Source organism: Pelodictyon clathratiforme (assembly GCF_982375515.1).
Genome location: NZ_OZ455102.1, coordinates 1,311,572 through 1,337,524, shown reverse-complemented (window position 1 = coordinate 1,337,524; position 25,953 = coordinate 1,311,572). Strand labels below are relative to the sequence as shown.

General features: G+C 51.9%; 26 protein-coding genes. 6 read left to right on the top strand and 20 right to left on the bottom strand.

All coding sequences use genetic code 11. From position 1 onward, the window contains the following. Positions 1 to 386: 386 nt before the first annotated feature. The 5 genes from AC56AD_RS06505 to AC56AD_RS06485 all read left to right on the top strand — a co-directional run bounded on the left by AC56AD_RS06505 (position 387) and on the right by AC56AD_RS06485 (position 5,850). A complete protein-coding gene (locus AC56AD_RS06505) occupies positions 387 to 923 on the top strand; it encodes a DUF4402 domain-containing protein (RefSeq protein ID WP_041526463.1) in 537 nt (178 codons plus the stop codon). Between the two features lie 20 nt (positions 924 to 943). Beyond that, positions 944 to 1,123, top strand: a complete 180-nt coding sequence (locus AC56AD_RS06500; RefSeq protein ID WP_150085621.1) for a hypothetical protein — start codon at positions 944 to 946, stop codon at positions 1,121 to 1,123. Then, entirely contained in the window at positions 1,107 to 3,911 is a 2,805-nt protein-coding gene (locus AC56AD_RS06495) for a carboxypeptidase-like regulatory domain-containing protein (protein WP_012508041.1), read from the top strand. Before AC56AD_RS06500 ends, AC56AD_RS06495 begins: the two co-directional genes overlap by 17 nt. 171 nt (positions 3,912 to 4,082) lie before the next feature. Further along, on the top strand, positions 4,083 to 4,598 hold the full coding sequence (locus tag AC56AD_RS06490; protein WP_012508040.1) for a DUF4402 domain-containing protein: 516 nt from the start codon (positions 4,083 to 4,085) through the stop codon (positions 4,596 to 4,598). 316 nt (positions 4,599 to 4,914) lie between these two features. Then, positions 4,915 to 5,850, top strand: coding sequence for a hypothetical protein (locus tag AC56AD_RS06485; protein ID WP_012508039.1), 936 nt, complete (start codon positions 4,915 to 4,917; stop codon positions 5,848 to 5,850). 48 nt (positions 5,851 to 5,898) lie between these two features. On the opposite strand, the gene AC56AD_RS06480 is transcribed toward AC56AD_RS06485, so the two are convergent. From AC56AD_RS06480 to AC56AD_RS06445, 8 genes are all read right to left on the bottom strand, one after another. Further along, a complete protein-coding gene (locus AC56AD_RS06480) occupies positions 5,899 to 7,272 on the bottom strand; it encodes a BaiN/RdsA family NAD(P)/FAD-dependent oxidoreductase (protein WP_012508038.1) in 1,374 nt (457 codons plus the stop codon). 51 nt (positions 7,273 to 7,323) lie between these two features. Continuing rightward, complete coding sequence (locus AC56AD_RS06475) at positions 7,324 to 8,487, bottom strand: efflux RND transporter periplasmic adaptor subunit (RefSeq protein ID WP_012508037.1); 1,164 nt, start codon at positions 8,485 to 8,487, stop codon at positions 7,324 to 7,326. Positions 8,488 to 8,490: 3 nt separating this feature from the next. Continuing rightward, complete coding sequence (locus AC56AD_RS06470) at positions 8,491 to 10,854, bottom strand: ABC transporter permease (RefSeq protein WP_012508036.1); 2,364 nt, start codon at positions 10,852 to 10,854, stop codon at positions 8,491 to 8,493. 9 nt (positions 10,855 to 10,863) lie between these two features. After that, entirely contained in the window at positions 10,864 to 11,526 is a 663-nt protein-coding gene (locus AC56AD_RS06465) for an ABC transporter ATP-binding protein (protein WP_190274044.1), read from the bottom strand. Between the two features lie 196 nt (positions 11,527 to 11,722). After that, complete coding sequence (locus AC56AD_RS06460; RefSeq protein WP_012508034.1) at positions 11,723 to 12,118, bottom strand: VOC family protein; 396 nt, start codon at positions 12,116 to 12,118, stop codon at positions 11,723 to 11,725. Between the two features lie 162 nt (positions 12,119 to 12,280). Then, a complete protein-coding gene (locus tag AC56AD_RS06455; RefSeq protein WP_012508033.1) occupies positions 12,281 to 12,682 on the bottom strand; it encodes a type II toxin-antitoxin system VapC family toxin in 402 nt (133 codons plus the stop codon). Then, positions 12,679 to 12,927 (bottom strand): AbrB/MazE/SpoVT family DNA-binding domain-containing protein, encoded by a 249-nt coding sequence (locus tag AC56AD_RS06450; protein ID WP_012508032.1) that lies wholly within the window; start codon positions 12,925 to 12,927, stop codon positions 12,679 to 12,681. Before AC56AD_RS06450 ends, AC56AD_RS06455 begins: the two co-directional genes overlap by 4 nt. A gap of 126 nt (positions 12,928 to 13,053) precedes the next feature. Beyond that, a complete protein-coding gene (locus tag AC56AD_RS06445) occupies positions 13,054 to 13,392 on the bottom strand; it encodes a hypothetical protein (protein WP_012508031.1) in 339 nt (112 codons plus the stop codon). A 224-nt stretch (positions 13,393 to 13,616) separates the two neighbouring features. Here AC56AD_RS06445 and AC56AD_RS06440 point away from each other — a divergent pair, with 224 nt between their 5' ends. Next, entirely contained in the window at positions 13,617 to 14,072 is a 456-nt protein-coding gene (locus tag AC56AD_RS06440; RefSeq protein ID WP_012508030.1) for an SET domain-containing protein-lysine N-methyltransferase, read from the top strand. A gap of 9 nt (positions 14,073 to 14,081) precedes the next feature. On the opposite strand, the gene AC56AD_RS06435 is transcribed toward AC56AD_RS06440, so the two are convergent. The 12 genes from AC56AD_RS06435 to AC56AD_RS06380 all read right to left on the bottom strand — a co-directional run bounded on the left by AC56AD_RS06435 (position 14,082) and on the right by AC56AD_RS06380 (position 25,745). After that, positions 14,082 to 15,275 (bottom strand): iron-containing alcohol dehydrogenase, encoded by a 1,194-nt coding sequence (locus AC56AD_RS06435; RefSeq protein WP_012508029.1) that lies wholly within the window; start codon positions 15,273 to 15,275, stop codon positions 14,082 to 14,084. A gap of 13 nt (positions 15,276 to 15,288) precedes the next feature. After that, positions 15,289 to 15,549 carry a type II toxin-antitoxin system RelE family toxin gene (locus AC56AD_RS06430; protein ID WP_012508028.1) on the bottom strand — a complete coding sequence of 87 codons (261 nt, stop codon included), beginning with the start codon at positions 15,547 to 15,549 and terminating at the stop codon, positions 15,289 to 15,291. Beyond that, on the bottom strand, positions 15,539 to 15,757 hold the full coding sequence (locus AC56AD_RS06425) for a ribbon-helix-helix protein, CopG family (protein WP_012508027.1): 219 nt from the start codon (positions 15,755 to 15,757) through the stop codon (positions 15,539 to 15,541). Before AC56AD_RS06425 ends, AC56AD_RS06430 begins: the two co-directional genes overlap by 11 nt. Positions 15,758 to 15,823: 66 nt before the next feature. Then, entirely contained in the window at positions 15,824 to 16,630 is an 807-nt protein-coding gene (gene cbiR, locus AC56AD_RS06420; protein WP_012508026.1) for a cobamide remodeling phosphodiesterase CbiR, read from the bottom strand. A gap of 5 nt (positions 16,631 to 16,635) precedes the next feature. After that, complete coding sequence (locus AC56AD_RS06415; protein ID WP_012508025.1) at positions 16,636 to 17,901, bottom strand: ABC transporter ATP-binding protein; 1,266 nt, start codon at positions 17,899 to 17,901, stop codon at positions 16,636 to 16,638. A gap of 1 nt (position 17,902) precedes the next feature. Next, positions 17,903 to 18,940, bottom strand: a complete 1,038-nt coding sequence (locus tag AC56AD_RS06410; protein ID WP_012508024.1) for a FecCD family ABC transporter permease — start codon at positions 18,938 to 18,940, stop codon at positions 17,903 to 17,905. Continuing rightward, complete coding sequence (gene cobO / locus AC56AD_RS06405) at positions 18,940 to 19,470, bottom strand: cob(I)yrinic acid a,c-diamide adenosyltransferase (RefSeq protein ID WP_012508023.1); 531 nt, start codon at positions 19,468 to 19,470, stop codon at positions 18,940 to 18,942. The genes AC56AD_RS06410 and cobO overlap by 1 nt, the downstream gene beginning before the upstream one ends. Positions 19,471 to 19,491: 21 nt before the next feature. Further along, positions 19,492 to 20,451, bottom strand: a complete 960-nt coding sequence (cbiB, locus tag AC56AD_RS06400) for an adenosylcobinamide-phosphate synthase CbiB (RefSeq protein WP_012508022.1) — start codon at positions 20,449 to 20,451, stop codon at positions 19,492 to 19,494. A 7-nt stretch (positions 20,452 to 20,458) separates the two neighbouring features. Next, entirely contained in the window at positions 20,459 to 21,541 is a 1,083-nt protein-coding gene (cobD, locus tag AC56AD_RS06395; protein WP_012508021.1) for a threonine-phosphate decarboxylase CobD, read from the bottom strand. Continuing rightward, positions 21,538 to 23,049: a cobyric acid synthase gene (locus AC56AD_RS06390; protein ID WP_012508020.1), complete on the bottom strand. Its 1,512-nt coding sequence runs from the start codon at positions 23,047 to 23,049 to the stop codon at positions 21,538 to 21,540. Before AC56AD_RS06390 ends, cobD begins: the two co-directional genes overlap by 4 nt. After that, positions 23,043 to 23,681, bottom strand: a complete 639-nt coding sequence (gene bluB / locus AC56AD_RS06385; RefSeq protein WP_041526462.1) for a 5,6-dimethylbenzimidazole synthase — start codon at positions 23,679 to 23,681, stop codon at positions 23,043 to 23,045. The genes AC56AD_RS06390 and bluB overlap by 7 nt, the downstream gene beginning before the upstream one ends. A gap of 108 nt (positions 23,682 to 23,789) precedes the next feature. Further along, complete coding sequence (locus AC56AD_RS06380) at positions 23,790 to 25,745, bottom strand: TonB-dependent receptor plug domain-containing protein (protein ID WP_012508018.1); 1,956 nt, start codon at positions 25,743 to 25,745, stop codon at positions 23,790 to 23,792. Positions 25,746 to 25,953 lie beyond the last annotated feature (208 nt).

Here is a 25,953-nt window from a genome sequence, read left to right as displayed (position 1 = left end):
GGATTGGCTGGCTATGGAAACTGTATAACTCCCCGGCATCTCTCTGCAGCCATATATACTGACAATATATACAGAGCAAACAACCTCCCTTGCAAATTTGTCGCGGATGAGTGTATGCCAGACAACCGAGAAACGGCCTTAAATAGATATTTTTCAGGCAATAAGAGACTATTTATTCGTCAAATCGAAAAAGCGCCCTCTTACAGGGAACATGGTATTACGCCATTTTGCACATACACGATATTTAATTAGATTGGAATTAATATATGTATTGTATATATTTTCGACAGTAACAGGAGCAGAAAATGACGCACGGGGCGGAGTAGATATGCAAAATCAAAGTAGTAACTGGCGACAATCCAGTCACTCATAAAGAGACGATTATCATGAACAAGAGAATTTCAACGTTTTTATGCATGGCCACCCTGCTCGCTTTCGGCAGTGAGGCGCAGGCTGCAAGTGTTAGTGCAACCGCCACTGCGACGGTGCGGGGGGCAATCAGTATCAGCAATATTGGCAATGGAGGCTCTGCAACCCCATCTAATCTGGCCTTTGGAACCATCACACCAAGCAGTACAGAAGGGGGAACCGTTACCATCAGTACGGATGGTGTGCGGAGCGCTGGTGGTGGCGTAACACTTGTCAGCTCAACCGTTGGAGCTGCACGATTCAGGGTTGCTGGTGATACCGGCCTCGCCTGTACCATCTCCCTGCCCGCTAATGGCATCGTTACCATTACCAAAGGCGGTGGAATCAATATGTCGATCAACGATTTCACCTCTTCATTGACAGGATCATCATTAACGATAAGTGACTCCCCTTCCAGCAATGAATTTACGGTTGGCGGAACGCTCTCACTTATTGCCAATCAGCCATCCGGAGACTACAGCGGAACCTTTACCGTGACGGCAAATTACAATTAAGCGCTCGCCGGAAGAGTACTTTGTCGGTTTTCAATAGTACTCTGAACATCAGGAACTTTCTGCCATGCCTCTTCATTGCTACTACTGTTCAAGGCGCTGGAGAGTCATTGGCAGCAGGAGCCCTGATCATTCACTACAGCAATAAGGAGAAGAGCGCTGAACACCTACTCGCAGAGGGTCATATTGTCGTCATTGCATAATTATTTCAGAGTTTTACGAAGTTCACTTCTCTTTTTTTTCTGGATATGCCTTGCGACCGGCCACCAGACGGAACTCTTGTATGGTGAAGAGAAGAGGACGGCAGAGTCTCCGACCGCCCTCAGTGAGGACGATTTGCTGCTTTGCGTCGTTCGTCTTGGCGGAGCGACGCTTTCCGGTAATCTGGTCACCTATTCTGCCCCTCCTGGACTCTTTCTTCCTCTTGGTGAGCTGAGCCGAAGCCTTGAACTCGGCATTACTGTTGATCCTGCAAAAGGAGTCGGATCAGGCCATGTTGCCCTGCCCTCTCAGTCTTTCATGCTCGATATGGCAAAATCCTCCATTATCGTAGACGGCAACACATACCGGTACGACCCGAAGCTGGTGGTAGCCCTCACTGACGATATCTATGTCGAAAGCAGATTGCTTGCCGAATGGTTTGCCATGCGCATCGATGCCAACCGCCTTGATGCTGCAGTCGATATTCGTCCGTTTGAACCGCTTCCTATTCAGCAACGCATGGCGCGCAGCCAGCGAGGCTCCAATACATGGGGCTATGGCAGCTACAATGATCCCGGCTATCCGCTGTTGAACACTCCATTCCGCCTCCTTGCCGGCCCGAGCATTGACATCTCCCTCTCCTCCTCACTGACCGGAGAGGGGACAGCTAACATTACTCCAGGAAACAGCAGCTTTTACACCCGCCTCTCTGGTGATCTCCTCTGGATGAGCGGAAGACTTGATCTTTCAGGCCATATTGCTGGCGCCGGCAAATCGATTATCGGAGTTGACAACGGCACCATGATCCTTGAACGGACAAGCCCGACGGGCGGCATATTGGGAGTACTTGACGCTCGCAAGATTGCCATCGGGGATATTCAGCCCGAAACACTTCCACTGATAGGCAACAGTGTCGGAACCGGCATCATGGTAAGCAGTTACCCGATCAATCAATCCTCTTTTTTTGACAAGCTGACCCTGAACGGTTTTCTTGCAAAGGGTTGGGATGTAGAACTCTTCAGCAATGCAAACCTGCTCGACTACCGCCCATCAAACCCCCGTGAGAGCTATTCATTTGCCGATATCCCACTCATCTATGGTCTGAATGAACTGCGACTTGTTTTCCATGGCCCCCAGGGCGAGCAGCGGGTTGAACGGCATATCTACAATGTCGGACGCAACATGATCGAACCGGGTAGCTGGAACTATCAAATAACAGCAACCAACGCAACACAACGTTCGCTGCTCGCATCACCAGATGGTGATCCAGCGCCCCTCATGACCTGGAAGAGCACACTTGGCGTGAACAAATGGCTCACTGCAACCAATTATCTCGCATCAGCGCTCATCGACGACGAACGTCAGACGTTTGCCGGAGCGGGGTTCAGCGGTTACCTGAAAATGATACAGCTCGATCTGCAGATAGCCCGCAATCTTGCCACCAGTCGGTTGGCCAGGCAGGCAGGTATCCAGACACGATTTGGACCATTAACACTCTCCGTCCTGATGCAGGAGTATGATAAAGATTGGCATACAACAACCGGGACTCTTTCATATCTGAAAAAAGAGGATATCCGCATCGACGGCCTGAACCCCTTTTTCTTTTTGACAAACTCCCGATTCTCGATGACGTTGGCCCAGACAGAGTTTGATGAACTGCGGAAATCGAAGAGTGCCACCATGACCAGCAGCAACCGGACTTGGGGTATTGATCATACACACACCGTTACACTGGAACGAATGCTGGATGGTGACACAGAAAGTGATGCCCTTTCTGGCAGCTCATATGCAAGCATGACACGCCAAAACCTCTCACTCAGGGCTGAAATTGGATACCAGCTCCTTCCTGAAAGAGTCATCAGCACCGTTGGAGGTACCTGCGAACTGCGCCTCAAGCATGAATGGCTGCTTCTCAACAGCATTACCTACACACCGCTTGGCAAAACCCTGACTGCATCAACAGGGCTCAACCATACCTTCAAAAAGATGGCAATGGGAGTTACAGGTAACTATACCAGTGGCGGAGCATGGGGTATCGGTATCCAGCTCTCGACGAACCTCAGTCATGAGCCAAAAAGTGGTCAATGGAATATCGATGGAAGCCTGAGCAGCCAGCAGGCAGGAATCTCCGCCCAGGCATACCTCGACAAGAATCGCAACAGGGAGCTGGACCCCGATGAGCCCGAAATCAAGGATGCCGGTTTTTTTGTCAATCAACAAAGCAATCCCGCACTCACTGATGCAAAGGGTATCGCTTTTATTCAGGGAATTTCTCCCAACATTCTGACGGATATCACCATTTCACCCTCAACACTTAAAGAGCTGCTTTGGGTGCCTGCCGACAAAGGGGTACGTGTGGTACCAAGACCAGGTTATCCTCTCCCGGTAAAATTTCCCGTATGGGTCACCGGTGAAGTGAGCGGTACCGTTTTCAACAAGAAAGAGGGCATTGAGGAACCTGCGTCCGGTATCACCATTGAAGCTGTTGACAAGGAGGGAAAGGTAGCTGGCAAGGCCCGGTCAGAATATGACGGTGTTTACATTCTCGGAGCGCTCCCCACCGGGAACTACACCTTGCGCGTATCACCCGAACAGGCCGCAAAACTTGGCACTACAGCGCCATTCAAGGAGCTGGTCATTCCAGCCGAAGGAGCATATATCGACAATATCAATCTGGTACTTGAGCCGCTAACTGTTGAACCGGGCATTGAAACACCTGTTGAATCGAACGGGAAGGCTCCAGTCGACTCCGGCAAAGAGAAATCACTTCAAACTCCCCTGCTGCCCTGAAATAAAAACTATTATCATATCAGGATTTGTTTTCTTCAAAATCTGTTATAGATTTGCGTATGGGGGTATGAATTTATCCTGACATTTGTTCCGCATTAAGGTTATTATACTTTATTGTTATCCTTTTCAGAGACGCAGCCTCCGTCATGGAAGTTAAATGGGAGGTTCCCCATGAAAAACAGAGTTGTAGTTCTCTTCTCCCTTTGGGCATTGTTCTCCTCCGGGAGTGTGGCACAGGCTGCCGAAGGCACCGCCACAGCAACAATCGCGCCCGGAATCTCCAGTGCCAAAAACACATCAACACCCACCCATGGCGATCTGGCTTTTGGAGTCATCATTCCAAGTGAATCAGTAGGAACGGTGACCATCAATCCATCAACCTCCGATCGAACAAATTCGGGAGGAGTGCAGCTCGTCTCCTCAGTCTCCGGGCCAGCATCATTCAATGTCACCGGTACGGCAAACTCTGCCTATAATGTTACACTGCCAAATACAGGAATCACGATCTCCAACGGGAGTAGCAGCATGGTGGTAAACAGCTTTACCGTCTCACCAGCCTCAAACACCCTGAAACTGAATAGTGAGGGGCTCTCTGCATTCAATATCGGCGGAAAGCTGGAGGTCTCTGCAAACCAGCCACCGGGGAACTACACCGGAACCTTTGATGTAACCGTAGCTTACCAGTAAACCACCCTTCCGCGCAATCCCCAACGAAAGCAGATAATTGAGCAGGAATGAACTGCGTCGCCAAACGCGATTAGCGAAGCAACAAGCAAAACGAATCTGACCAGCCACTCCCTCCGCATTTTCTACCACAATGTAGATCGCCCGATAATTTCTACCATTTTGTAGCCCTTTTTGGTCATCCTCAACCAGAAAGAGAAAAGGGAACCTCTTACAAATAAGTATTTTATACCTTTTTCCACCTTCCGGCACGATAATTGCAATATAAAGGAAGGGGAAGTGAAAAGAGTTTGGAAAAACCAACATAACGAGAAACATCATGGCCACAACAAGCACCATATATGGCGACCTTTCCGGTGTCGAGTTCCGCACCCTCTTTTCGAACGGCAAAACGGATGGCTGCCTTGTCACCGAGCCAAACAGCTTGAGCACCCCTTATGGCACGCTGGTGCCTCAATACGAAGCCGAGGACATGGGGCGACGCGCCGTCAAGCCGATGTACTTTTACAAGGATGGCGCTCTGAAATCAATTGCCCTGCAATCGCAAACCATGCTTGAAACACCGGTCGGCGCCATCCCGGCGGAGCTGGTGACCTTCCATAAAAATGGCAATATCAAACGGATCTTTCCACTTGACGGTAAACTGAGCGGCTTCTGGTCGTGGAAGAACGAATTTGCCCTTGCCACCACCCTCACCTTCAGTTCGCCTATAGGAACCCTTGCCACCAAGGTGATTGGTTTGCAGTTTTACGAAAGCGGTGCGCTCAAAAGCATCACTCTCTGGCCGGATCAAACCCTGACCGTAAAGACGCCGATGGGTGAAATCACCGTGAGAAAAGGGCTGGCTTTCTATGAGTCAGGCTCAATCCGCTCTTTTGAGCCACTCAAAAAGATTGACATCCTTACGCCAATCGGGGTGATCTCCTCCTACGACAACGAACCGAACGGGATTCACGGCGACATTAACTCTGTCCAGCTTGCAGAAGACGGCTCCATAGAGGCGCTGAGTACTGTTGACCATGCCATCCATGTTTCTGTGCTGGATAAAGAGGGCGCGCTCTTCCATCCCGGAGTAAAGAACAACGTCTGCGGTGATGAGCGGAAGGTAAGCGTTCCCATGAAGGTGCGCTTCGAAAACAGACGGGTCATCTTTCACGACAATCCCGCCTTCTCATTCGACATTAAAGAGTGCCGGTTTGAAGTACGGATGATGGACAGTGCAACAAAAGAGCCTGCTTATTCCTGCTCAGAATAAAAGGGTTAGAGGCAGGAAACGCCAATTAACATCAACGCTTTCTGCCTTTTACAGAGAGTTCGTCACTACTGGCTTGACCGCGTTCACACCCGCCATCCAGCCGGTGGAGAATGCGGCCTGCAGGTTATAGCCGCCAATCTCACCGGCGTAGTCGAGAAGTTCGCCACAGAGAAAAAGGTTTGGAACAACCCTTGAGCACATGGTTTTGGGGTTCACCTCCCCCAGCGAAACGCCTCCGGCTGAAATTTCCCCCTGATCAAGCGGCACATCGCGTACACTGCCAAGCGGAAATCGCTTGAGCGTTGAGAGGAGCGACTGCCGTTTTTCTTTCGCAAGTCCGCTCCAGGTCACATCATTCCCAAGGCCTGCATGGCGCATAAGAAAGGGTACAAGAGCGGTTGGAATCGTCCCTTGACGAGCCATGCCGAAAGCGCCACTGAGAGGAGCTATCGGACATCCCTGCAGGAATTTGCGTACCATCTGTGCCCCACTCCTGCGAGCCTGGAGCAGCAGCTCAGCCTCAAGTTCAGCGCTGCTCTGTTCCGGAAAGAGATCGGCAAAGAGAGCGCAATTACCTGTTTCACCAATCAGCTCGGCGATGTCGCGTGAAAGCGAGAGTGCAGCCGGACCACTGACGCCGCGATGGGTAAAGAGCAGGTCGCCACGCCGTTCAACACTCCGTCCACCGGAAGTGGCTACAAGGCTGATTGAGCGGAGTGCCAGCCCTGAAAGTGAAGCGGGAGGAGCGTTGAGGGTGTAGAGGGGCGCCAGCGCTGCCGAAGGCTTTTTTATCGAGTGGCCAAGCGAGCGAGCAATCACAAGGCCGTCACCCGTCGTACCGGTTCCGGGATAGGAGACACCACCGGTTGCAAGAATGAGACGATCTGCCGTGAATACCCCATCGGCAGTGGTCACCATAAAAAGTTCACCCTTGCGTTCGACACTCCTGACCCGGCAGGAAAAGTGTGCCTGCACCCGTGACTCCTTCAGCAGCTCCTCAAAGGCACGGGCAACCGTTGAGGCATCCTCGCTGACGGGAAACACCTTTCCGTCAGGCCGCTCTTCACTCTCAACACCCCGAGAACGCAAGAGAGCAAGAAGGTCACTGTTTGAGAAGCTGTAGAGGGCCTGACGCAAAAAACGCGCCTCATTGCGACGCAGAAAACCCTGCTCAAGCAGCTCCGCCGAAGTACCAGTGTGAGTTACATTACATTTACCGCCCCCCGATATCCTGATTTTTGTTCCCGGACGGGGATTCCGCTCAAGAAGGGTTATCGAACAGGAGTTGCCGGAAGCTTTTGCACTCCGACGTGCTGCAATCGCCGCCATCATTCCTGCCGCCCCACCGCCAATAATAAGAATCATCGAGTGGGAGATCTCCGCACTCCTGACTGCCGCTGCTGTTGTTTCAATTCTGCTCATAGTGTGGGTAAAGTTACTCCGTACAGGGAAACGTGCAAGCGCTCTTTTTCATCACTCCTGCGCCTTCACCGACATGCCATCCCTGAGTTCGTTGGTAGGATGCACCACCACCTTCTGCCCCTCCCTGACCCCTGCGAGCACCTGCGCCTGCAAGGTGCCCCTCATACCGATCCTCACGGCTTTATCAACCGCCCTGCCATCCTCAAGAACAAAGAGATGCCAGCCCTCTTTTCCCCTGAAGAGGCTGCTTACCGGCACCTGAAGCACAGCACTCGCTTCACGGAGCACAATGCTTGCCTGGACACGAAAATTATCGCCAAGCAGCGGTTCGTTGCGGCTGAGAAGCGCCACAATGTTCACCCGTTTCTCTTCAATCCCGAGTGCCGATGTTTTGGTAAATGCCGCCGGATCAACCGTTTTCACCACTCCCTGCAGCTCCCTTTCACCGCCCCAGTCCATAATCACCACCCGGTTTCCCGGCTTTACCCTGATGGCGTCGGAAGAGAGCAGATCAATCACAATCTCAATCGCCGAAGGATCACCAATATCAACCAGTGGTGACCCGGCACTCACGACCCGTTCACTTTGCTCATGGATACGGAGCACCCGACCATCAACCGGGGAGAGTACCTTCACCGGCTGCCCCGCTACCTGGCGATCAACAAGGGCCTGAAGCGCTCCAAGGTTATAACGGGCAGCCTCAACCCCTGAGCGGGCCGCATCACGCTCTTTTCGCAATGTTTGAGCCTCATTCTCTGCAAGTTCATAACTCTCTTTTGAAACGGCCCCCTCACCATAGAGATTACGGTAACGACCGAAACGGCGTTCAGCCTGCACAAGGGTGAGATCAGCCCTGCGTTGCCGGGCAATCGCCTCGTCAAGAGCTGCCCGGGCTGACCCCGCCCGTGAAGAGGCTTCACGATACTCACGGCTGTCGAGCTGGGCAGGAAGCAGTGAGGCCACCACGCTCCCCTTCCGGACATGGTCGCCCTCTTCAAGCTCCACCCTCACCAGCTTTCCGCTGACCGGTGCGGCAAGAACAAAACGGTCATTCACGCGGGTAACTCCCTCCCCTTCAAGCGTTACCTGCAAGGGGCCACGACTGACCACACCCGAATCTACAGGAAGCGGAGAGGGGCGGAAAACAAAAAAAAGAATGAGCGCTGCCACGGCAACCGAGATCCCTGCAATGCGCTGTGTTTTCGAAAATACCATAATCTATTCCCTTGTTTTTAAAACCTCGACAAGATCAAGCTCCGTAAGCCGCTTTCTGACCAGGAGAGCGGAGACAACCGAGACAAGAACAATAACCATAAAGGCAAAGAGAAAGTTAAAGGCGCTGAACACCAAAGGGAGCCGATAGAGTTCTGAACTGAGCGCATGGGCGAGCAGTGCAGAGAGCCCGATACCAATCAAAAAGCCAAGCGGTACGGCAGCACTGGTAAGCAGAGCCTGTTCACCAAGCAAAATAAAGGAAATTTCCCCTTTTGTCATACCGAGCACCCGGAGGCTTGTCAGTTCTCGTGCCCGCTCGGAAAGCGAGATGCGGGCGCCATTGTAAACCACCGCAAAGGCAAGCACACAGGCAAAAGAGGTGAGAATGACGGTCGAGGTGTTCATACTCTGGGCAATCAGCTCATCAAAACTCTCCTTCATCGCCTTCAGCATCATGATGCCGGAAACTCCCGGCATACCCTTGAAGGTTGTGTAGAGCTTCCCGGCCTTTGCCTGATCAAGACGCAGATATGCCGCATTCAGAGCCCCGCCATCGCCTGCCAGACGGTTCAGCGCACCAAGGTTCATGTAGGCCGAGAGGCCAAGAATTTCATCAATGGTTCCACTGACAAGAAGCTCGGCATGACGCTGCCTGCCCTGCAGAAACTCGATCTGCAGCTTGTCGCCCGGCCCAACACCAAGAAGCGTCGCAAGCGTTGAGGTCAGCACAATGCCGTCAGGAGGCAAGCTGCACTGTCGGTTTGCCTTGTCAACCAGCCGCTGCAACCCCTCGGCAGACTCCATTCCCTTGATCGACTGCCGACGGATACGATGACCGAAACGCATCTTCACCGGCTCTTCACGATAATATTCATGTTCAAGCACACCGTCAAGCGACGCAATGGTATAGCGTACCGAAGGAGGCATGGGATTATTGAAAATCACGGTAACATCCTCGCGATGTTTGCGGGTAAACTCCACCTGAATCATCCGGTCAAGAGAGTCATAGGTATAGCGACCGGCAATGAGAATCGCGACAGAAAGGGAGGTCATCAGCACAGAAAGCACGGCTTTCCAGGGGCGGCGCTCCAGGTTACGCACAATAATCCGCAGTGATACCGGAATTTTTTTTCGCAACGACTCTCGATCAAATATACCCGGCTTGTAGAGCACCGGGGAGTCCGGGCGCATCGCCTCAGCCGGAGGAAGCTGCACCGCCTTGCGCACCGCACCAAGCGCGCCAAAAATGGCTGCAGCAAAACTCAAAAGAACCGAGAGGGCAACATCCTCGAAACGGAAGTAATAGACCAGCTCCGCAAAATTATAGAAATCGGCATAGATGTTCATCAGCCCCCTGCCAAGCCACGCTCCAAACAGCGTACCCACAACCGCCCCAAAAGCGGTAGGAATCATGGCAAACCCCAGATAGTGCAACCCGACATCCTCATTGGAGTAGCCGATAGCCTTGAGCACGGCAATCTGGTCGCGCTGGGTGGCAACAATACGGCGAAGCACAATATTGAGCAGAAAAACTGCCACAGCGAGAAAGACAACCGGAAGAAAGGTAATCTGAATGCCGACCTGCTTGATCTCATCGACAATGAATCGATCGGAAAGCTGCTCGCTGCGTCCATAGGCACCAAGCGAACCATAGCGTTTAAAGAGAGTGTCGAGACGCATGATGACATCTTTTTCCGATGCCCCATGAGCAAGCGTCAGCGAAAGGTCGTTGAACGCTCCGCTCATGTCGAGCGCAGACTCCAGCGAGCGACGCCCCATCCAGAAAATCCCGAAACGCCGCTTGTCGGGGAAAAAGGAGCCGGGCTGCACCTCATAGATATATTCGGGTGAGAGCCCCATGCCGACAATCAGCAGACTCCGCTTTCGACCGTTAATCACCGCACTGATCCGGTCGCCGGGAACAAGGTGGTTAGCTTCGAGAAAGGGCTTGCTCGCAATCACCTCATCAGGTTTGCCCGGCTCGATATAGCGCCCTTTTTTCAGAAAAAGATCATTCAGCATCGGCGTACGATAGTCGGGAATCGAAACCAGCCGGGCTGTAGCCGGTTCGTCCAGCCCCGGAACATCGAGGGTAACGTCAGCCGTAATGCGAGTGCTGACCGATGCCACCCCCGGAATACGACTCACCGTTTCGCGGTAAAACTCCGGTGCACGCTTCACCTGCACAAAAACATCCGCAAAGCGATAGCTGTTGTAATAGCGCTGCCGCGAAACCTCAAGTGAATGCTTCACGCTGCTCATGGAGACAAAAACCGAAATACCGCAGGCCACCACCGCCGCAACAGCAAGCATCTGACCCTTGAGGCGCATCAGTTCGCGCAGTAGCTTTCTCTGAAGTTGTTTCATCTGAACTCTCTACCAGACCAGTTCAGAAGGTGACAGCCGGGTAAGGTTCCTCCTCTCCTCAGAAATTTCCCCGCTCCGCAGACGCACAACCCGGTCAGCCATCCCCGCAATCGAAGCATTATGGGTAATAACAAGCGTTGTCGTACCGATTTCCCGATTGACCTTCTCGATCACATCAAGCACCAGTTTTCCCGTCTGGAAATCAAGCGCCCCGGTAGGCTCATCACACAGCAACAGCTCAGGCCGCTTCGCAACCGCCCGCGCTATCGCCACCCGCTGCTGCTCCCCGCCGGAAAGCTGTGCTGGAAAATGGTTCAGACGATGGCCAAGATCCACCAGCCGCAAGGCCTCCTCTGCAGGCATGGGATTATCGGCAATCTCGGTCACAAGCTGCACATTTTCAAGCGCCGAAAGGCTTGAAATCAGATTGTAGAACTGGAACACAAAGCCAATCGAACGACGACGATAGGCCGTCAGCTCCGCCTCCGTGGCCGCAGTCATCTCTCTCCCATGAAAAAAAAGTTTCCCCGAAGAGGGCACATCAAGCCCCCCGATAATATTAAGCAGCGTCGATTTCCCGCTCCCCGAAGCCCCCAGCAGCACCGCCAGCTCCCCCGCATGAAACTCAAGCGAAATATGCTTCAAAGCATCAACCCGCACCTCCCCCATCATATAAAACTTCGACAAATCACTAATCCTCAACACAGGGGGACGTTGTTGACTATTAGCACTTACGTCAACAGAGGAATCAACCACTTGAGAACTTTTCATTTCAATAGGGGGACGTTGTTGACTACGTGTACTTGCGTCATCTTACAAATTCAAGGAACCTTCCGTTTATATCAGGTGATCGGCAGGGTCGCCGTTGTCAGGAGGTATAGTATTGCCTGAATTCATCCGACGGTTCCCGATCAGAGTAGATGTAGAGAGCTGTTCCAATGGGATCGATAATCGAAAATCCCCGGTCGCCCCATGGATGATCTTCAAGCGGCATGGCCAGTGCAACCCCCTCGCTCACAAGCCTTGCATATTCTGCATCGACATCGTCAACCCTGAAGTTGAGCATAACCCCCTCTGCACCGTATTCAACCATACCATCCTGCGGCTGCATGAACTGAATCGAAGAGCCATCGCCTCCAATACGCATGTTGAGATACCAGCCGCAATCAAAAATGGCTGTTGCCGAGAAGTGTCGCTGGTAAAAATCGCGGCAGGCATCCACATCCTTTGTGACAAAACAGGGTGATAACTCCCGTGTGTTCATATGCCCTCCTCCATCTATTTCTTTGAATAATTTATTTTATTGCTTGCGTTTATACTTCAGCCTGAAGTTCAACCATGCCTCTGGGTTCAATCGCACATAAATCCTAGGCAACCTCAGAAAATGAGCTGCAACCAACGTGCAAGCTGTTTGCTTCGTTGACACCTACTCCACAAGGAGTGCAAATAGATCTGATTTTGCTGCCTTTTTATCGAACGTCAACACCTGTTCACAGCCGGACGATACAGCATCAAAGGCGATCAAGAGATCCGAAAGATCAAGATTATTTTTGCGAGCATCTGCAATAAAAGAGCTTACGGCTGACTGAGCATCAAAGACAAGAATGGGAAGCAGCAAAAGCTCTCCAAGAGCATCAAGAATTTCTTGCCGTTGAATTTCATAAGCAGAATCGAGCACCCAGATCAGTTCAAGAAGAACAGGAATTGAAACAAGGAAAGCTGTTTTCTCCGTCTCGGCAGTTTTAAACAACCGATAGACACGATCAGCCTGCCCGGCATCGTCACGGACAAGAAATCGGACAAGAATATTGGTATCGAGGGCATTCACAACTCTTGCTGTCGGAATTTTTGCCGAATCGCTTTATTGATGGCCTCAGTTGAAAGAGCTTTTCTTTCCGGATTATACAGCTTACCAAAAAGCTCATCAACATTTTTCTTAATTGGAGTGACAACGATGTGTCCCCCATGATCGCATGAAAAATCAAGCTTGTCTCCCGAATGCAGTCCAAAAATCTCACGAACCTCTTTCGGTATGGTCACCTGACCTTTGCTTGTCAGTGTTGCAATAGACATCTAAACCCTCTTACTCTTTACATTAATTCTTACATAACAGTAAGGAACAATAACAAAAAAAAGCACAAAAAGTTTCGATACGAAACAAATGAAAGTTCAGTTCACGGGAAGCATGGCATGAGCCTCTCATTCGGGCAAAGTAATATCCCCAATGATACTATTGAAATCAACCGGAAAAGAGGGTTCAATGTTATTGAAGCTGTCCCGTCCTTCAGGCATGGTGTGAATCCCTTTCGGCAGACTCTCATGCTCAATGATGTATTGACGAAGATAATTGGTGAGACGGTAATAGCCACTCGGCTTACCGGTAGACTCAAGTATCGGCTTGCCTACGGCCCAACCCTCAACGATTTGCTCAATTGTTGCCTGGTAGAGAGCCCTTTTCCGGTTTCGCTCCAGGCTTTCCTGCTCTTCTTTCCCCATTGCAGCGGCACTGGAAACCGTTTTTTTTGAAACAGCAGACATTTCTGTATCCGGATTTAATGGTTTAGTATTTAAAGTTGAAAACAAAATATAAGAATAAGCGCTCTTTTTCTCTGTATCAACAAGACAAGTGCTTGAGAATCTTCTGCTGATCGCTCTTGCAACCCCTGAAATATTGCTATTTTCCATGAATTTTCACGACGAACCTGCCGGGTGGCTTCAGCTTCAGCTTCGGCGCGTCCTTTTTCCAACCCTGCTCCAAGCTTATGAACATCAACATGTTCGTTATCATTCCCGTCATGCTTCTTATTGGCATGATCGCCGGTAGTGCAATCGGCTTTTTCCTTGCAAAAAAAAATTTCGCAGGCCAGAGAGGAGTGGTTACGATCGGAGCATCAACCGTCAGCGGACGGGGAGCGTTTGCCCTGAAAAAGATCAGTGAGGGCGACATTATTGAGCGCTGCCCTGCCCTTGAGGTGACCGATCAGGACGTCGGGGGTGAACTGCTGAACTATGTCTTTTACGGCAGCACAGAAAGCGCCCGCCTTGTGGTGATGGGCAACGGTATGCTCTTCAACCATTCATCGACACCCAACGTCGCTTACTACCGAGAGCAGGGAGCACTCGGGGTGGAACTTGTCCTCTATGCGTTACGCAATATCAACGAGGGTGAAGAGCTCTTCTACACCTACGGAGATGACTGGTGGAGCACCAGGGCATGATGCACAAATTCACAACCGCTTTGAGAGAATCCGTTTCATGGCGGCATGGTCAAGCACAACGGCATTGCTTTTGCTGCGGGTAGCAGTGACAATACCATCAAGATCTTCCAGATTGAGCCCATAACTGCGCAACCGGGGAAAAGAGAGGCTCTCCTGCCACTCTTCAAGCGTTTCGACCAGACGTTCGCAGCCTGCAGGAACATCCTTTGCGGCAACTCCCGAGAGTATGACGCCAGCTTTGGCATATTTCTGCAAAGCCGGGTGACTCCCATCAATTGCGCGGAGTTGAGCGACATTCTCCCTTGTCGCTTCAGCAAGCAGGGTGGCGCAGAGTGTGCCGTGCGGTATGTCGATCAGGCCACCCACAGACGAAGCAAAGCCGTGCACAATCCCGAGACCGGCATTGGCAAGCGCAATACCCGACATCAGTGCGGCATAGGCAACGTCACCCCGCACAGCGCTGTCGCCTGAGCAGACAGTGCAGGCGGAAAGAAAGGAGCGACTGAAATGTTCAAGGCCGCTGCAGGCAAGGGCATCGGTATAAGGCGTAGCAAAGGGCGACGTATAGGCTTCAAGAAGCTGGGTACAGGCGTCCATCCCTGATGCCGCCGTTAATTCCGGTGAAACGGTCACCATGAGTTCAGGATCAACAAGGGCGATATCGGGCACAAATGCTGCATGGCGGAGAGAACGCTTGAAGCCGTTCCGGCCAACCCGGCTGATGACCGCATTGTTCGTCACCTCGCTTCCGGTACCCGATGTTGTCGGCACAGCAATGAAGGGCACCTTACGCCCGTCATGCTGCATGAAACCCTCCTGCCCCTCGATAAAACGCTCAACCGGAAGATCATAACGCAACATGGCCGAAATGGCCTTGCCTGCATCAAGCACACTGCCCCCACCGACCGCCAGAACAGCATCAACAGAAAATTCACGGTAATATGAAACAGCGCCGTCAACAAGTTCCGGAGAGGGTTCCCGGTCAACGACAAGATGAAAGGAGTGTAAACCGTCACGGTGCAATCCATCAAAAAGAGAGGTTAAACGGCCTGACCGCTGCAAAGCTCGACTTCCGGTGACTACCAGAATATTTTTACCAAAGCTTCCGGCAAGTTCCGCAAGCCGGGAAAAGCGCCCGGCACCGAAATAAATTGACGGGAGCGGCAGCAGGGTGAAATCAAGGGGAGAGGTTATTGTAATCATAAGAGATAAATTGTCAGATATCACGCTTATACACATCTCGCCGATGGGCAATTCTCAAAATGATAACCTCTTCATCCAAAACACAATAAATTACACGGTAGTCACCAACCCGATATTTCCGAAGGCCAACAAAACGTCCTTTAAGAAGCGGATTTGACTTTGGATTCTTGACAAGTTCTTGCTCAATCTGATCATAAATCCGTTGTGCATCCAAACGGGATAACTGCCGTAGGTCGCACTGAACCGACTTCTTGTAACCAACACTATATGCCAAGAGAGTCCCTCATCTCTTTGTCCGAAATAACAGGATCATCCGCATCATGAAGCCGGTCATAGGCTATCTGAAGATCAGAAACCTCCTCAACCCAGGACTCCAAAGCCTTCTGTATAATGAAGGAACGACTTCTCTCGCTCTCTTTCGCTATCCCCTCCAACCGCTTCACCAGCTCATCCGGCAATCTCACCGATATCGCAGTATTCATAGTATCAAGCCCTCCTTATCTTCAATTGCATTGAAATATCTTTTCACGTATTACAATGTAATACAATCAGTCTGAGAGTACAAACCGCTCCATCACCCTGCAGGAGGAGTCAAAATCCTCCTGCGAAAAAATTTCGAGGGTAAAAACCCTGCTTTGTACAGGCGCATCCGTGAGTGCTTTCATCACCAGATCAAGCGCTTCAGGCTTCATGAAGGAGAGAGAGTTGTGATCCTTTCCCTCAAGCGTGCCATGCATGTGCAGCACCCTGGCATAAGGCAGGTAACGCTCAAGATACTCTGCGGTTGGAAAGCCGTAGAACTCAAGATGGCCAACATCGAGCGTAACGGAGAGGCCGAACGCTTCGACCACAGGCCAGACAAGCTCGAAGGGGTAGTTGAGATTTTCAGCACAGAATTCTGATGCCGGAACAGCGGTACCCTTCAGAAGCATCGAAATGGAATCGTGAAGTGCCTCCGTAAAGAGTCTCTTTTCATCTGCAGAAAATGCGTTGATATCGACACCCGGCCCCGCTTCGAAATGCATGACATAGGCTGATTTCGGCAAATCGCGGGTCAGCTCGATAATTCTCAGGCATTTGCCGACTGAGCGTTCCCGCTCACTGCGGTCAGGATGGCCGAGATAGACGTCAAGCGGCAGGTGCACCGAATAGGTCAGTGCAGAGGCTTCGGCAAGTTCCGCCAGCTTCTGCATATCCCCCGGAGAGGGCAGGTTGCTGAATTCATCCGACTCAAAGAGTACCAGCTCAATATCGTCCACCTTATCCTTGAGAAACTCAACATTAGGAATGATATCAGCAGGAATGATGTAGGAACTTGTCCCGAAACGAAAGGGAAATTGCTGTTTGCAGATCATGATTTTCAGTGGTGTAATTGTTGCTGAAGCTGGGCTACCAGCTCATGAATGGAGTGCCAGTTGAGCGCGCCGGAACGCTTCAGACGGGCGGCGAAATCAACAGCCGCCTTTCCCTCGGTATAGTCCCTTTCGCCGATACCGGCGGCAAGCAACACGGTTTTGCCTCGTTTGAGCGCCTCTTCGGCAAGCTGAAGATTGACCAGATTTCCTGAACCAAAAGGCACCTGACTGAGCACCACAGCGTCAGCATTCGTAATCATCTCCATCGCTTTTGCAATGGCCGCAGCGCCGACCGGCGAAAAAGGCTGTTCAAGCACAACGGGGATGTTGAGCGCCCTGGCCGCTTCGGCATCAGAATCAAGGCGATTTAAAACACCGCTGGTCACCTCGTACCCCTCAATGAGGAGCCTGCGATAAAGCTCAATGCCGCTTCCCCCGCCAGCAATAACATGAACACTCCTCTCCAGCTTCCGGCGCCGCCTCAGACTGTCAATCGCTCCCGATACCTGAAGATAACCGGTATAGGGATCCTGCTGCACCGTAAGGTCGCAATCATAGACCCGGCTCAGCAATGCAGGCTCCAGCACCTCGGCTGGCGTTCCCGCTTTTGCAACGGTGCCAGCCTCCATCAGCAGAAATCGGTCGGAGATTCCGGCAGAGAGCGTCAGGTCATGGCTCACCAGCAGAATGGTCATCCGCTTTTCGCGGTTCAGGTTCATCAGAATCTGAAGCACCTCCTGGCGATGGTTGATATCGAGGTGGGAAATTGACTCATCGAGCATGATGATTTTCGGCTCCTGTGCAAGCACCATGGCGAGGGCAACGCGCTGCTGCTCTCCCCCGCTCAGCTCGGTAAAGAAGCGGTCGCGCAACCCAAGAACATCGGTATAAATCATGGAGCGCTCAACAAGGTCATGATCGAGCGAAGAGGGAGTTCCCCACCACCCCATGGAGCTGATTCGGCCATTCATCACAATCTGGCTGACAGTAAAGGCCATTGGCGAATCGATCTTCTGCGGAACAACGCCGAGCAGGGATGCGCGAACGGCAGGCTTGATGTGCTGAACATCCTGCCCGAAAAGCTCAACCTTGCCTGAGAGGGGTTTCAGCAGTGCGGCTGCGGTTTTTAAAAGGGTACTTTTTCCGCAGCCGTTGGGGCCGATAAGCGAGACAAACTCCCCCTCCTTTACCGTGAAACTCACGTTATCGAGCACCCGTCTCTGCTTGTATCCGGCGGAAACATTCCTGAATGTCAAGGCTTCCTGTTCCATACTATGCTATCCAGGCCTGTTTCATTCTCCGCTGGAGAATAATGAGAAAAAATGGGCCCCCGGCAAGGGCGGTCACCACACCGACCGGTATCTCGATTGGAGCAAGCAGGGTACGGGCCACGGCATCACACAAAACCAGAAAAGCTCCCCCACCAAGAGCGGCGAGAGGAACAAGCTTGCGGTGATCCGGTCCGAAGAGGGCCCGCATGACATGGGGCACAATAAGGCCGACAAAACCGATCATGCCGGAAAGGGAGACGGCGGTTGCGGCAAGCAGCGTTGCAAAGAGAAGGCCGATGACAATCACAAAGTCGGCACGCAATCCCTGATAATGGGCCATCTCGCGACCAAGTGCAAGCGCGTTGAGCTGAGGAGAGAGAATCCAGATTCCGCCAAGACCGGCAAAAATAAGACCAGCGGAGAGGAGTTGCTGGCTGGCGGTGACCGGCTGCAGACTGCCGAGCATCCACCAGATAACATTGTGCATCCCCTCAACACTTGCCGTAGAGACCAGAAACATGACGATGCTTGAACAGATCGAGCTTACGATAACGCCGCTGAGAATCAGGCTGTACACAGAGGGCTGGCCACTCGATCCCTGGCTTGCAATCCCATAGACCACCATCAGCGTCAGAACAGCAGAAATAAAGGCGACAACTGGCAGACCGAGAGTGGTTAGCAGACCCGACCCGGCAAGAATGGTGAGGGTTGCTCCAAGACCGGCCCCGCCGCTGACCCCCAAAACATAGGGCTCGGCAAGAGGATTGCGCAGAAGCGCCTGAAAGACCACACCGGATGCCGAGAGCGCTGCACCGGTCATCATCCCCATCAAAAGACGGCTGAAGCGGAGCGAAAGAATTGCGTTTCCCGATGGTGATTGCATATCCGGAATGCCGATACCGGATGGACCGAGAAGCATGGAGAGGGCGAGCAAAAGGAGGAGAGCCGCAAAAAAGAGCACAATCCTCACCGTTGTCCTCACCTTGCCTTTACCGGTAAAGCTGTTATCAGCGCATATCGGAGAACCCTTCATGCCCATCAGTTTTCCACACCCTTTTGTGCCGGAATCCCCTGTTCATAACCATGCTTGATCATCTTCATTTCTGTAACCGTATCGGCGGCAGCAACAAGCGCTTCCGGAGCATTTCTGCCCGTCATCACCACAATCTTGCCACTCCCTCCTTCGGAACGGAGCGCCTCAAGCAGAGGATCAAGGGGGATAAGATTCTGGCCAAGAGCGAAACAGAGTTCATCAAGCAACACAAAGTCGAAATCAGATGCATGCAGCGCGGCGATGGCTGCATCAAGCCCTTTACGCGCCGCAATCCGGTGCAGTTCCATTTTCGGACTTTCAGGATCTCTCGGAAGAAATCCCTCGCCGAACTGCTCCCATTCCACCCCGTCAAGATTGCGGAAAAATTTCTGTTCGCCAACCGAATCGTCAGATTTAACAAACTGGATCACTCTGGCACGCATACCGTGGCCCAGCGCTCTTGCCAGCATCCCGAATGCCGCTGTACTTTTTCCCTTGCCGTTTCCAGTGAAGAGCAGAATACGTTGTTGTTTCATAACATCATATATTATTGGGGTTCAACCCGCTGATTGTATCAAAATCCTGATACCCATGCCTGCGCCAAGAAAGAGCACAGCGGTCATCCACATCAGCGCAATACTCTGGCGGATGACAAGTGCGGTGCACTTCCCCGGCTTGACGCCAAGCAGGGGGGCGTGCTCCACAACACCGCCATAACTGCGCTGGCCGCCAAAGGTGACGCCAAGGGCTCCGGCAAATGCTGATTCCGGGTAACCGGCATTGGGACTGGCGTGCAGCCGCGCTCCCTTCCAGACCGATTTGAAGATATCAAAAAACCTGAGTTTGCCGATCACCGCCGCAACAGCTATCAGGATGACAGTCAATCGTGCAGGAAAATAGTTGGCCAGATCATCCAGCTTTGCTGATGCCCATCCGAACTCCAGATAACGCTCATTTTTATACCCGAAGGTGGAATCAAGGGTATTGATCGCTTTATAGGCTATTGCTCCGACCGGGCCAAAAAGCAGCGCATAGAACAAGGGGGCGGTGACTCCGTCAACGGAGTTTTCAGCGACACTCTCTGTTGCAGCAAGCGCTATGCCACCTTCATCCAGAGAGGCCGTATCTCGACCAACCATTAAGGCAACCTTCTGGCGGGCCAGTTCTTTGTCACCCGCTTCAAGCGCGGCCTGTACCGCCCCGGCATGGTCACCAAGAGACCTGACTGCAAACGAGCTGAAAAGCAGGTAGATCCCAACGGCTAACCCTGCCACACGATGCAGTTGGCTGGCCATGGCAATAAGAAGCCAGGCTGATCCGGCAGAAGCGCCCACAACAATGATAACGGCGAGAATCCCGGCCAGACGAAGCGGCAGACGGGTAAGACGCAACCGCTCCTCGGTAATATGGGCAAACCAGCCTATCCACTGAACAGGATGAGAGATCCAGCGAGGATCGCCAAACAGAAGATCAAGCGTAAAGGCTAACGGGAGTATAAACTCATTCATAAAGTTCATAAACGACTCAACAAGATTGTAGTGAAGCGGAAGCTGCCCGGAGGGCATCAAGGAGAGCGCTGTTCTCCCCGGGGCTCCTCACAGCAAAGCGGAAATAGTTCTCCTCAAGACCGGAAAAATTCCGGCAATCCCTGACATAAATACCTTTGCCCTCAAGATAAGGAAGCAATGCATCAAGTGAGCAGCCGCCTTTCCATTGAACCAGGAAAAAATTGGCAGCTCCACCGACAACTCTCATTCCATCAATAGTCGAAAACGACTCGGCGATCCTCTTTCGTTCAGAAAAAATCATCTCACGCAGCGCCTCTTCATAAGCGCCGCACTCAAGCAGCAATGGAGCAACCGACTCGGCAATGGCATTGACCGTCCAGGGCTCCTTGTAGTTGAGCAATCTCCGGATAATGTCGGGATGGGCAATCACAGCTCCAAGGCGCAACCCCGGCAGTGCATAGAATTTGGTGAGCGAGTGCAGCACAATGACATTTTTCAGCGCCAGCACCTTCCCCATCAGGGAGTTGTCGGGGAAAGCAGGAGTAAACTGGATAAAAGCCTCATCAAGAATAAACCACTTGTCGGGAAAACGGCTTGCCAGCGCCATGATCATCTCTGGAGGCGCCTCCGTTCCCGTAGGGTTGTTGGGATTTGCCGCAACAAAAGCGTCGGCATGAAGCAGGGCATCGGCCAGCAGCTCAATGGAGGGCAACTGAAAGCCGTTTTCAGGGGCAAGAGGAAGAAACGTAATCTCTGCGCCAGCCATCCTTCCCGCCCTTTCGTACTCGTAAAAGGAGGGGGTGAGCAGCAGAAGACGGCGAAGCCCGAGAGCCCTCGGAAGCAGGTAGATCCCTTCAATCGCACCATTGAGGGGAAGCACCATAGCGCCATCGAAACCAAACTTCCCTTTATAAAACGTTTTTATACCCTGGCCATCAATCGAAGGATAGGCCTGAAGAGCAAAAGAGTCGAGCGAAAGAGCGCCAAGAGGAGGAGAGAGGGGACTGATATTGACGCTGAAATCAAGCGCCGTCCCGCTCACCTGAGCAGCATGATTGAGGTTCGCCCCACCATGCTGATGATGATAGAGAGTGGTCATGAATGCACCTTGTCAATGATGGTAAAAATTTTGTTCAGGTCAAGGTGGCTGGAGAAGTGATCCGCAAGCAGTTCATAGCTCTCCTGACGACCCTTTTCATGCTTTTGGAGCCTGTATGATGGTTCCAAAAGAGAGAGAAACCACTGCTTGACAGACGATTCATCGAAAAGAGCATGAAAGTAGCTGCCCATTACCCTGCCGTCACTGCTCACCGCTCCGTCAAGCTCATCCTCCGGGCGGTTGTTCCGAGCCGTTACCCTGATGAAAGGCGTGCAGAGATCGGAAACAACACTTCGGCCCATATGAATCTCATACCCTGAAGCTTCTGCGCTTGTTCCGATAACAGTACCCCTTGCATTTGCAAGGCATTTATCCTGTTCAAGCACCGTTTCAACATCGAGCAGTGCGAGTGCCTTTGTTGTGCCAGCAGAACCTTCAACCCCATAAGGATCAGCAATGGAGTTCCCGAGCATCTGGTAACCTCCGCAAATACCCATGATGATCCCCCCCTCTGCCCTGAAGGCCCGGATTTCAGCCTCCCAGCCAAGTGAGTAAAGCCAGGCAAGATCGCCCCGCACATTTTTTGACCCCGGAAGAATGAGCGCCTTATACCCTTTCAGTGACCTCGGGTAGTGGAGATAGTGCAGCTCAACCGCCGGATCATGCTCAAGCGGCGAAAGATCGGTAAAATTGGAGATATGGGGAAAATAGATAGCTGCAACCCCGATTTTACCCTCTTCAGGGCCGCCTGCAGGATCGACCTTGGCCGAGAGCGGTACGGCATCTTCGGCATCAATGGCAAAGCCCCTGAAATATGGGATAACCCCGAGCACCGGAATTCCGGTCATCGATTCAAGCATCTCCACGCCATCACGAAACAGATCGATATCCCCTCGAAAGCGGTTGATGATAACCCCTTTAACCAGTGCGCGATCTTCGGCAGGAAGAACGGCAAGCGTTCCAACCACCTGACCGAAAACTCCCCCACGGTCAATATCTGCGACAAGAATAACGGATGCGCCAGAGAGTCTTGCTGTTCTGAAATTGACAAAATCGCGGTCGTACAGGTTCATCTCGGCACAGGAACCAGCCCCTTCGATAACCACCACTTCATGGCGCTTCATAAGCCGTTCAAGACTTTCACGGGCAGCCTCAGCCCAGAGGGAGGTATCCCTGAAATAGCCCTTCGCCGTCTCCGTCGAACAGACTTTTCCCTGCAACACCACCTGCGCTCCGGTATCGGAGTTCGGTTTCAGGAGCACGGGGTTCATATCAGCCGTTGGCACAACCCTGGCGGCCTCGGCCTGGACAATCTGCGCTCGACCGATTTCACAGCCGTCCGGAGTGACACCGGAGTTGTTAGACATGTTCTGCGCCTTGTAGGGTGCAACATCGATGCCTGCGTTGTTGAAAATCCGGCAGAGCGCCGTAGCAACAATGCTTTTGCCGACGTCAGAAGCGGTGCCAAAGATGGCAAGAGCCCGTGACTCATGTTCAGCTTTTACCATGTTTCGTGATGGACAAGAGTTTCAAGCTCCATTCTCGGTAGCCAGCCCGCCTGCTCAAGTTCCGGCGTTGCATGAAAAAAGCTGACATAGCCCACGGTGAGATAGGCCACCGGCACAATATGGTCAGGAATACCAAGCGCCTCACGGATATGATCGTGATGGACAATGCTGACCCAGCCAACACCGAGATTTTCAGCCCTTGCCGCAAGCCAGAGGTTCTGCACCGCACAGACCGAACTGTAGAGATCCATCTCCGGGTTCGCTGTCCGCCCAATCACCACCTCCCCGCTGCGCGAACGATCACAGGTGACGCAGATTCCGAGCGCCGACTCCATGATCCCTTCAAGCTTGAAGGTACGGTAAGCATCCTGCCTTTCACCGCCGAACATTCCGGCCGCCTCCGCATGGGCAATCTCAAACCCCTCCTTCACTTTTCGGCGTGTCTCAACATCTTTCACCACAATAAAATCCCACGGCTGCATAAAGCCGACACTTGGGGCATGATGCGCTGCATCAAGGAGGCGTGCTATCACCTCATCCGGCACCATGTCGGGCAGGAACTGTCCACGGACATCGCGTCGGCTGTAAATCACCTTGTAGAGAGCCTCTCTTTCCGCCTCGGTAATGGTCATGTTTGTTGTCAGGTTACTCATGTTCCTCTCATGTCAGTGTCAGAGCGGACAGCAGGGCCATTCATCAATCACCCTTGTTGCCCACAACAACGTATTGATAAAAATGCTTCAAATATCAGCCTTCAATCCAAACACAACGGTACGACCTGGCATCGTGTACCCCTTTACATACTGGTACTGGCGATCAAACAGATTATCGACCTCTGCTTTCAGGGTAATACCCAATCCCTTCTTTCCCTCCGTACCAAGCGAAAATCTCTTCGAAGCTGACACATTAGCGACAGCAAAACTGCCTTTCGTGACAACGAGTCCTGACCAACTACTCTCATAATCCTGAATCATACTCTTTCCGGTACAGGCCACACTAAATGCCGCGCTGAAGCCGTTCATATCACGAAGACGCAGACCGGTACTCGCATTCCACTGCGGGGTATAAAGCAGATGTTTTCCTGTAGCGTTATCCTTGTATTCGAGCAAATGCGTGTAATTGACATAGGGCTCAAATACCCATGAAGGAGAGAGGGCGTTCAGTTTCCATGAAAGCTCCGATTCTATTCCTGAAACCCTTGCACTGCCTATATTGCGATAGGTGAATGAATTTGGTGCGGTTGCAACCGTTTCGATCATCCCGGTATAGTCGGTGGTGAACCAGGTGAAGGAGGAGTTCAGCCCCTTGCTGACGACATCAAATCCCGCTTCCCAGGTATCACTGGTCTCAGGATTCAGATCGGGATTGCCGATATAGATTTTTCCGAAAGAGTTGATCTGGCCAGCCAACTCCCTTGCGGAGGGCATTCTGAATCCCTCAGCATAAGAGCCTCTGAGTTTCAGCACATCAGTGAGATGCCAGGCAAGGCCAGCCTGCTGCGAAAAATTATCACTCGATCTTGAGCTTCCCTCGCCTTCGGCCATATCAACCCTGTAATCATCATAACGAATACCCGCCGTCACAATCAACCGGTCATCGAACAAGCCATATTTACCAAGAAGAAAAGCGGCGGGATTCTCATATTTGCTCCAGAGAGGAACAAGCGTCGATTGAAGGTCATACTGCAGCCAGTCAACACCAGCGGTCAGCCTCAGCGACTCTTTTGAAAAGGTCAACTGGGCCTGTGCGCCTCTCTGGTCAACATCGCTGCTGCTTTTATAGGAGTAGACGGGATCGACATACTGGTATTCATCCATACCGGTAAAATAACGGGCCATCCATGAAAAGCGCTTGTCAGACAATGAACCCTCATAGATAAAATCGAGCGAGTGATTATTATTGACCGTGTAACTGGAAAGATCATTCTGACTCAGATAGGAGGGAGAGCCCGCTTTTTCAACATCGAAAGAGTGGTAGTTTATACCAACCCTCTGTCCCGGCAAAAACTCATACCCAATATTGAAGCTCGCAAGGGTCTGGTCGCTGTAACCGGTATTCAGATACCTTTCATTGGAACCGGTTAAATAATCGCCTGAATCAGAAATTGAGAAGCTGCCTGAAAAATCAAGGTTACCGACTCGTCCCTGAGCGCCCACGGCTGTTTTTGAGTAGTCATTGCTTCCAACGTTCTGTTCGATGAAGAGAGAGGGAGCCGCTTCACCCCTGATTGTAATGACATTAACAACACCTCCTATCGCTGCTGAACCATACTGTACGGCCGCCGGGCCACGAATAATTTCGATGCGCTCAACATTGTCAGTCATGATTTTGGCAAGATTGCCCGTGCCGGCACGACGCCCGTCAACAAGCACAAGCACCTTGCCCATCAGATCGTTACCATGCGATTCACTCCTGAACCCTCTGATACCAACCGAAGTCAAGGTTCCGGGATATTTCTGGATTTGTCCAAGATTCTTTTCGGCAAGCAGTGCACCGAGATCCTGTGCTGAGGAGCGCTCAATTTCCTCCCTGCCGATAATGGTAATGTTGGAGGTCACATTTTTCTTTGGCTCCTCAACTCGGCTTGAAGTAACCACCATCTCCTCTCCGGTAAAGCTTTTTGGCTGCTCTTCAGCCAGAAGCCCCCTGCTGCAAAGCAAGCCGGCCACAACGACGAGAAATACTTTTTTGTTCATTTGTTTTTTTCACCTGTTTTCAGTTTTAGAAATACATCAACTGACAGGGGCTATCTGAAGGCGGTGTGTAACTGACAGAAAACAGTGCCGCTGATTTTTTTGCAACAGGGTTCAGCGAAGAAAAACAGAAGAGCGAAACGGGGGGAACGAAGCCCTGTTGTTTCGGAACGCTCTGCAATATTCCGCCAAAACGACGTGCAAAAAGATC

Coding starts and splice junctions, on each gene's coding strand:
- AC56AD_RS06465 (WP_190274044.1), bottom strand. CDS start 11,526: ATGATGGGGGAGGTGCGGGTTGATGCTTTGAAGCATATTTCGCTTGAG.
- AC56AD_RS06415 (WP_012508025.1), bottom strand. CDS start 17,901: ATGGAACAGGAAGCCTTGACATTCAGGAATGTTTCCGCCGGATACAAG.
- AC56AD_RS06475 (WP_012508037.1), bottom strand. CDS start 8,487: ATGGTATTTTCGAAAACACAGCGCATTGCAGGGATCTCGGTTGCCGTG.
- AC56AD_RS06435 (WP_012508029.1), bottom strand. CDS start 15,275: ATGATTACAATAACCTCTCCCCTTGATTTCACCCTGCTGCCGCTCCCG.
- AC56AD_RS06480 (WP_012508038.1), bottom strand. CDS start 7,272: ATGAGCAGAATTGAAACAACAGCAGCGGCAGTCAGGAGTGCGGAGATC.
- AC56AD_RS06450 (WP_012508032.1), bottom strand. CDS start 12,927: ATGTCTATTGCAACACTGACAAGCAAAGGTCAGGTGACCATACCGAAA.
- cobO (WP_012508023.1), bottom strand. CDS start 19,470: ATGAAACAACAACGTATTCTGCTCTTCACTGGAAACGGCAAGGGAAAA.
- bluB (WP_041526462.1), bottom strand. CDS start 23,681: ATGACCATTACCGAGGCGGAAAGAGAGGCTCTCTACAAGGTGATTTAC.
- AC56AD_RS06440 (WP_012508030.1), top strand. CDS start 13,617: ATGAACATCAACATGTTCGTTATCATTCCCGTCATGCTTCTTATTGGC.
- AC56AD_RS06410 (WP_012508024.1), bottom strand. CDS start 18,940: ATGGGCATGAAGGGTTCTCCGATATGCGCTGATAACAGCTTTACCGGT.
- AC56AD_RS06505 (WP_041526463.1), top strand. CDS start 387: ATGAACAAGAGAATTTCAACGTTTTTATGCATGGCCACCCTGCTCGCT.
- AC56AD_RS06470 (WP_012508036.1), bottom strand. CDS start 10,854: ATGAAACAACTTCAGAGAAAGCTACTGCGCGAACTGATGCGCCTCAAG.
- AC56AD_RS06490 (WP_012508040.1), top strand. CDS start 4,083: ATGAAAAACAGAGTTGTAGTTCTCTTCTCCCTTTGGGCATTGTTCTCC.
- AC56AD_RS06390 (WP_012508020.1), bottom strand. CDS start 23,049: ATGGTAAAAGCTGAACATGAGTCACGGGCTCTTGCCATCTTTGGCACC.
- AC56AD_RS06485 (WP_012508039.1), top strand. CDS start 4,915: ATGGCCACAACAAGCACCATATATGGCGACCTTTCCGGTGTCGAGTTC.
- cobD (WP_012508021.1), bottom strand. CDS start 21,541: ATGACCACTCTCTATCATCATCAGCATGGTGGGGCGAACCTCAATCAT.
- AC56AD_RS06380 (WP_012508018.1), bottom strand. CDS start 25,745: ATGAACAAAAAAGTATTTCTCGTCGTTGTGGCCGGCTTGCTTTGCAGC.
- AC56AD_RS06425 (WP_012508027.1), bottom strand. CDS start 15,757: ATGAATACTGCGATATCGGTGAGATTGCCGGATGAGCTGGTGAAGCGG.
- AC56AD_RS06445 (WP_012508031.1), bottom strand. CDS start 13,392: ATGTCTGCTGTTTCAAAAAAAACGGTTTCCAGTGCCGCTGCAATGGGG.
- cbiB (WP_012508022.1), bottom strand. CDS start 20,451: ATGAACTTTATGAATGAGTTTATACTCCCGTTAGCCTTTACGCTTGAT.
- AC56AD_RS06460 (WP_012508034.1), bottom strand. CDS start 12,118: ATGAACACACGGGAGTTATCACCCTGTTTTGTCACAAAGGATGTGGAT.
- cbiR (WP_012508026.1), bottom strand. CDS start 16,630: ATGATCTGCAAACAGCAATTTCCCTTTCGTTTCGGGACAAGTTCCTAC.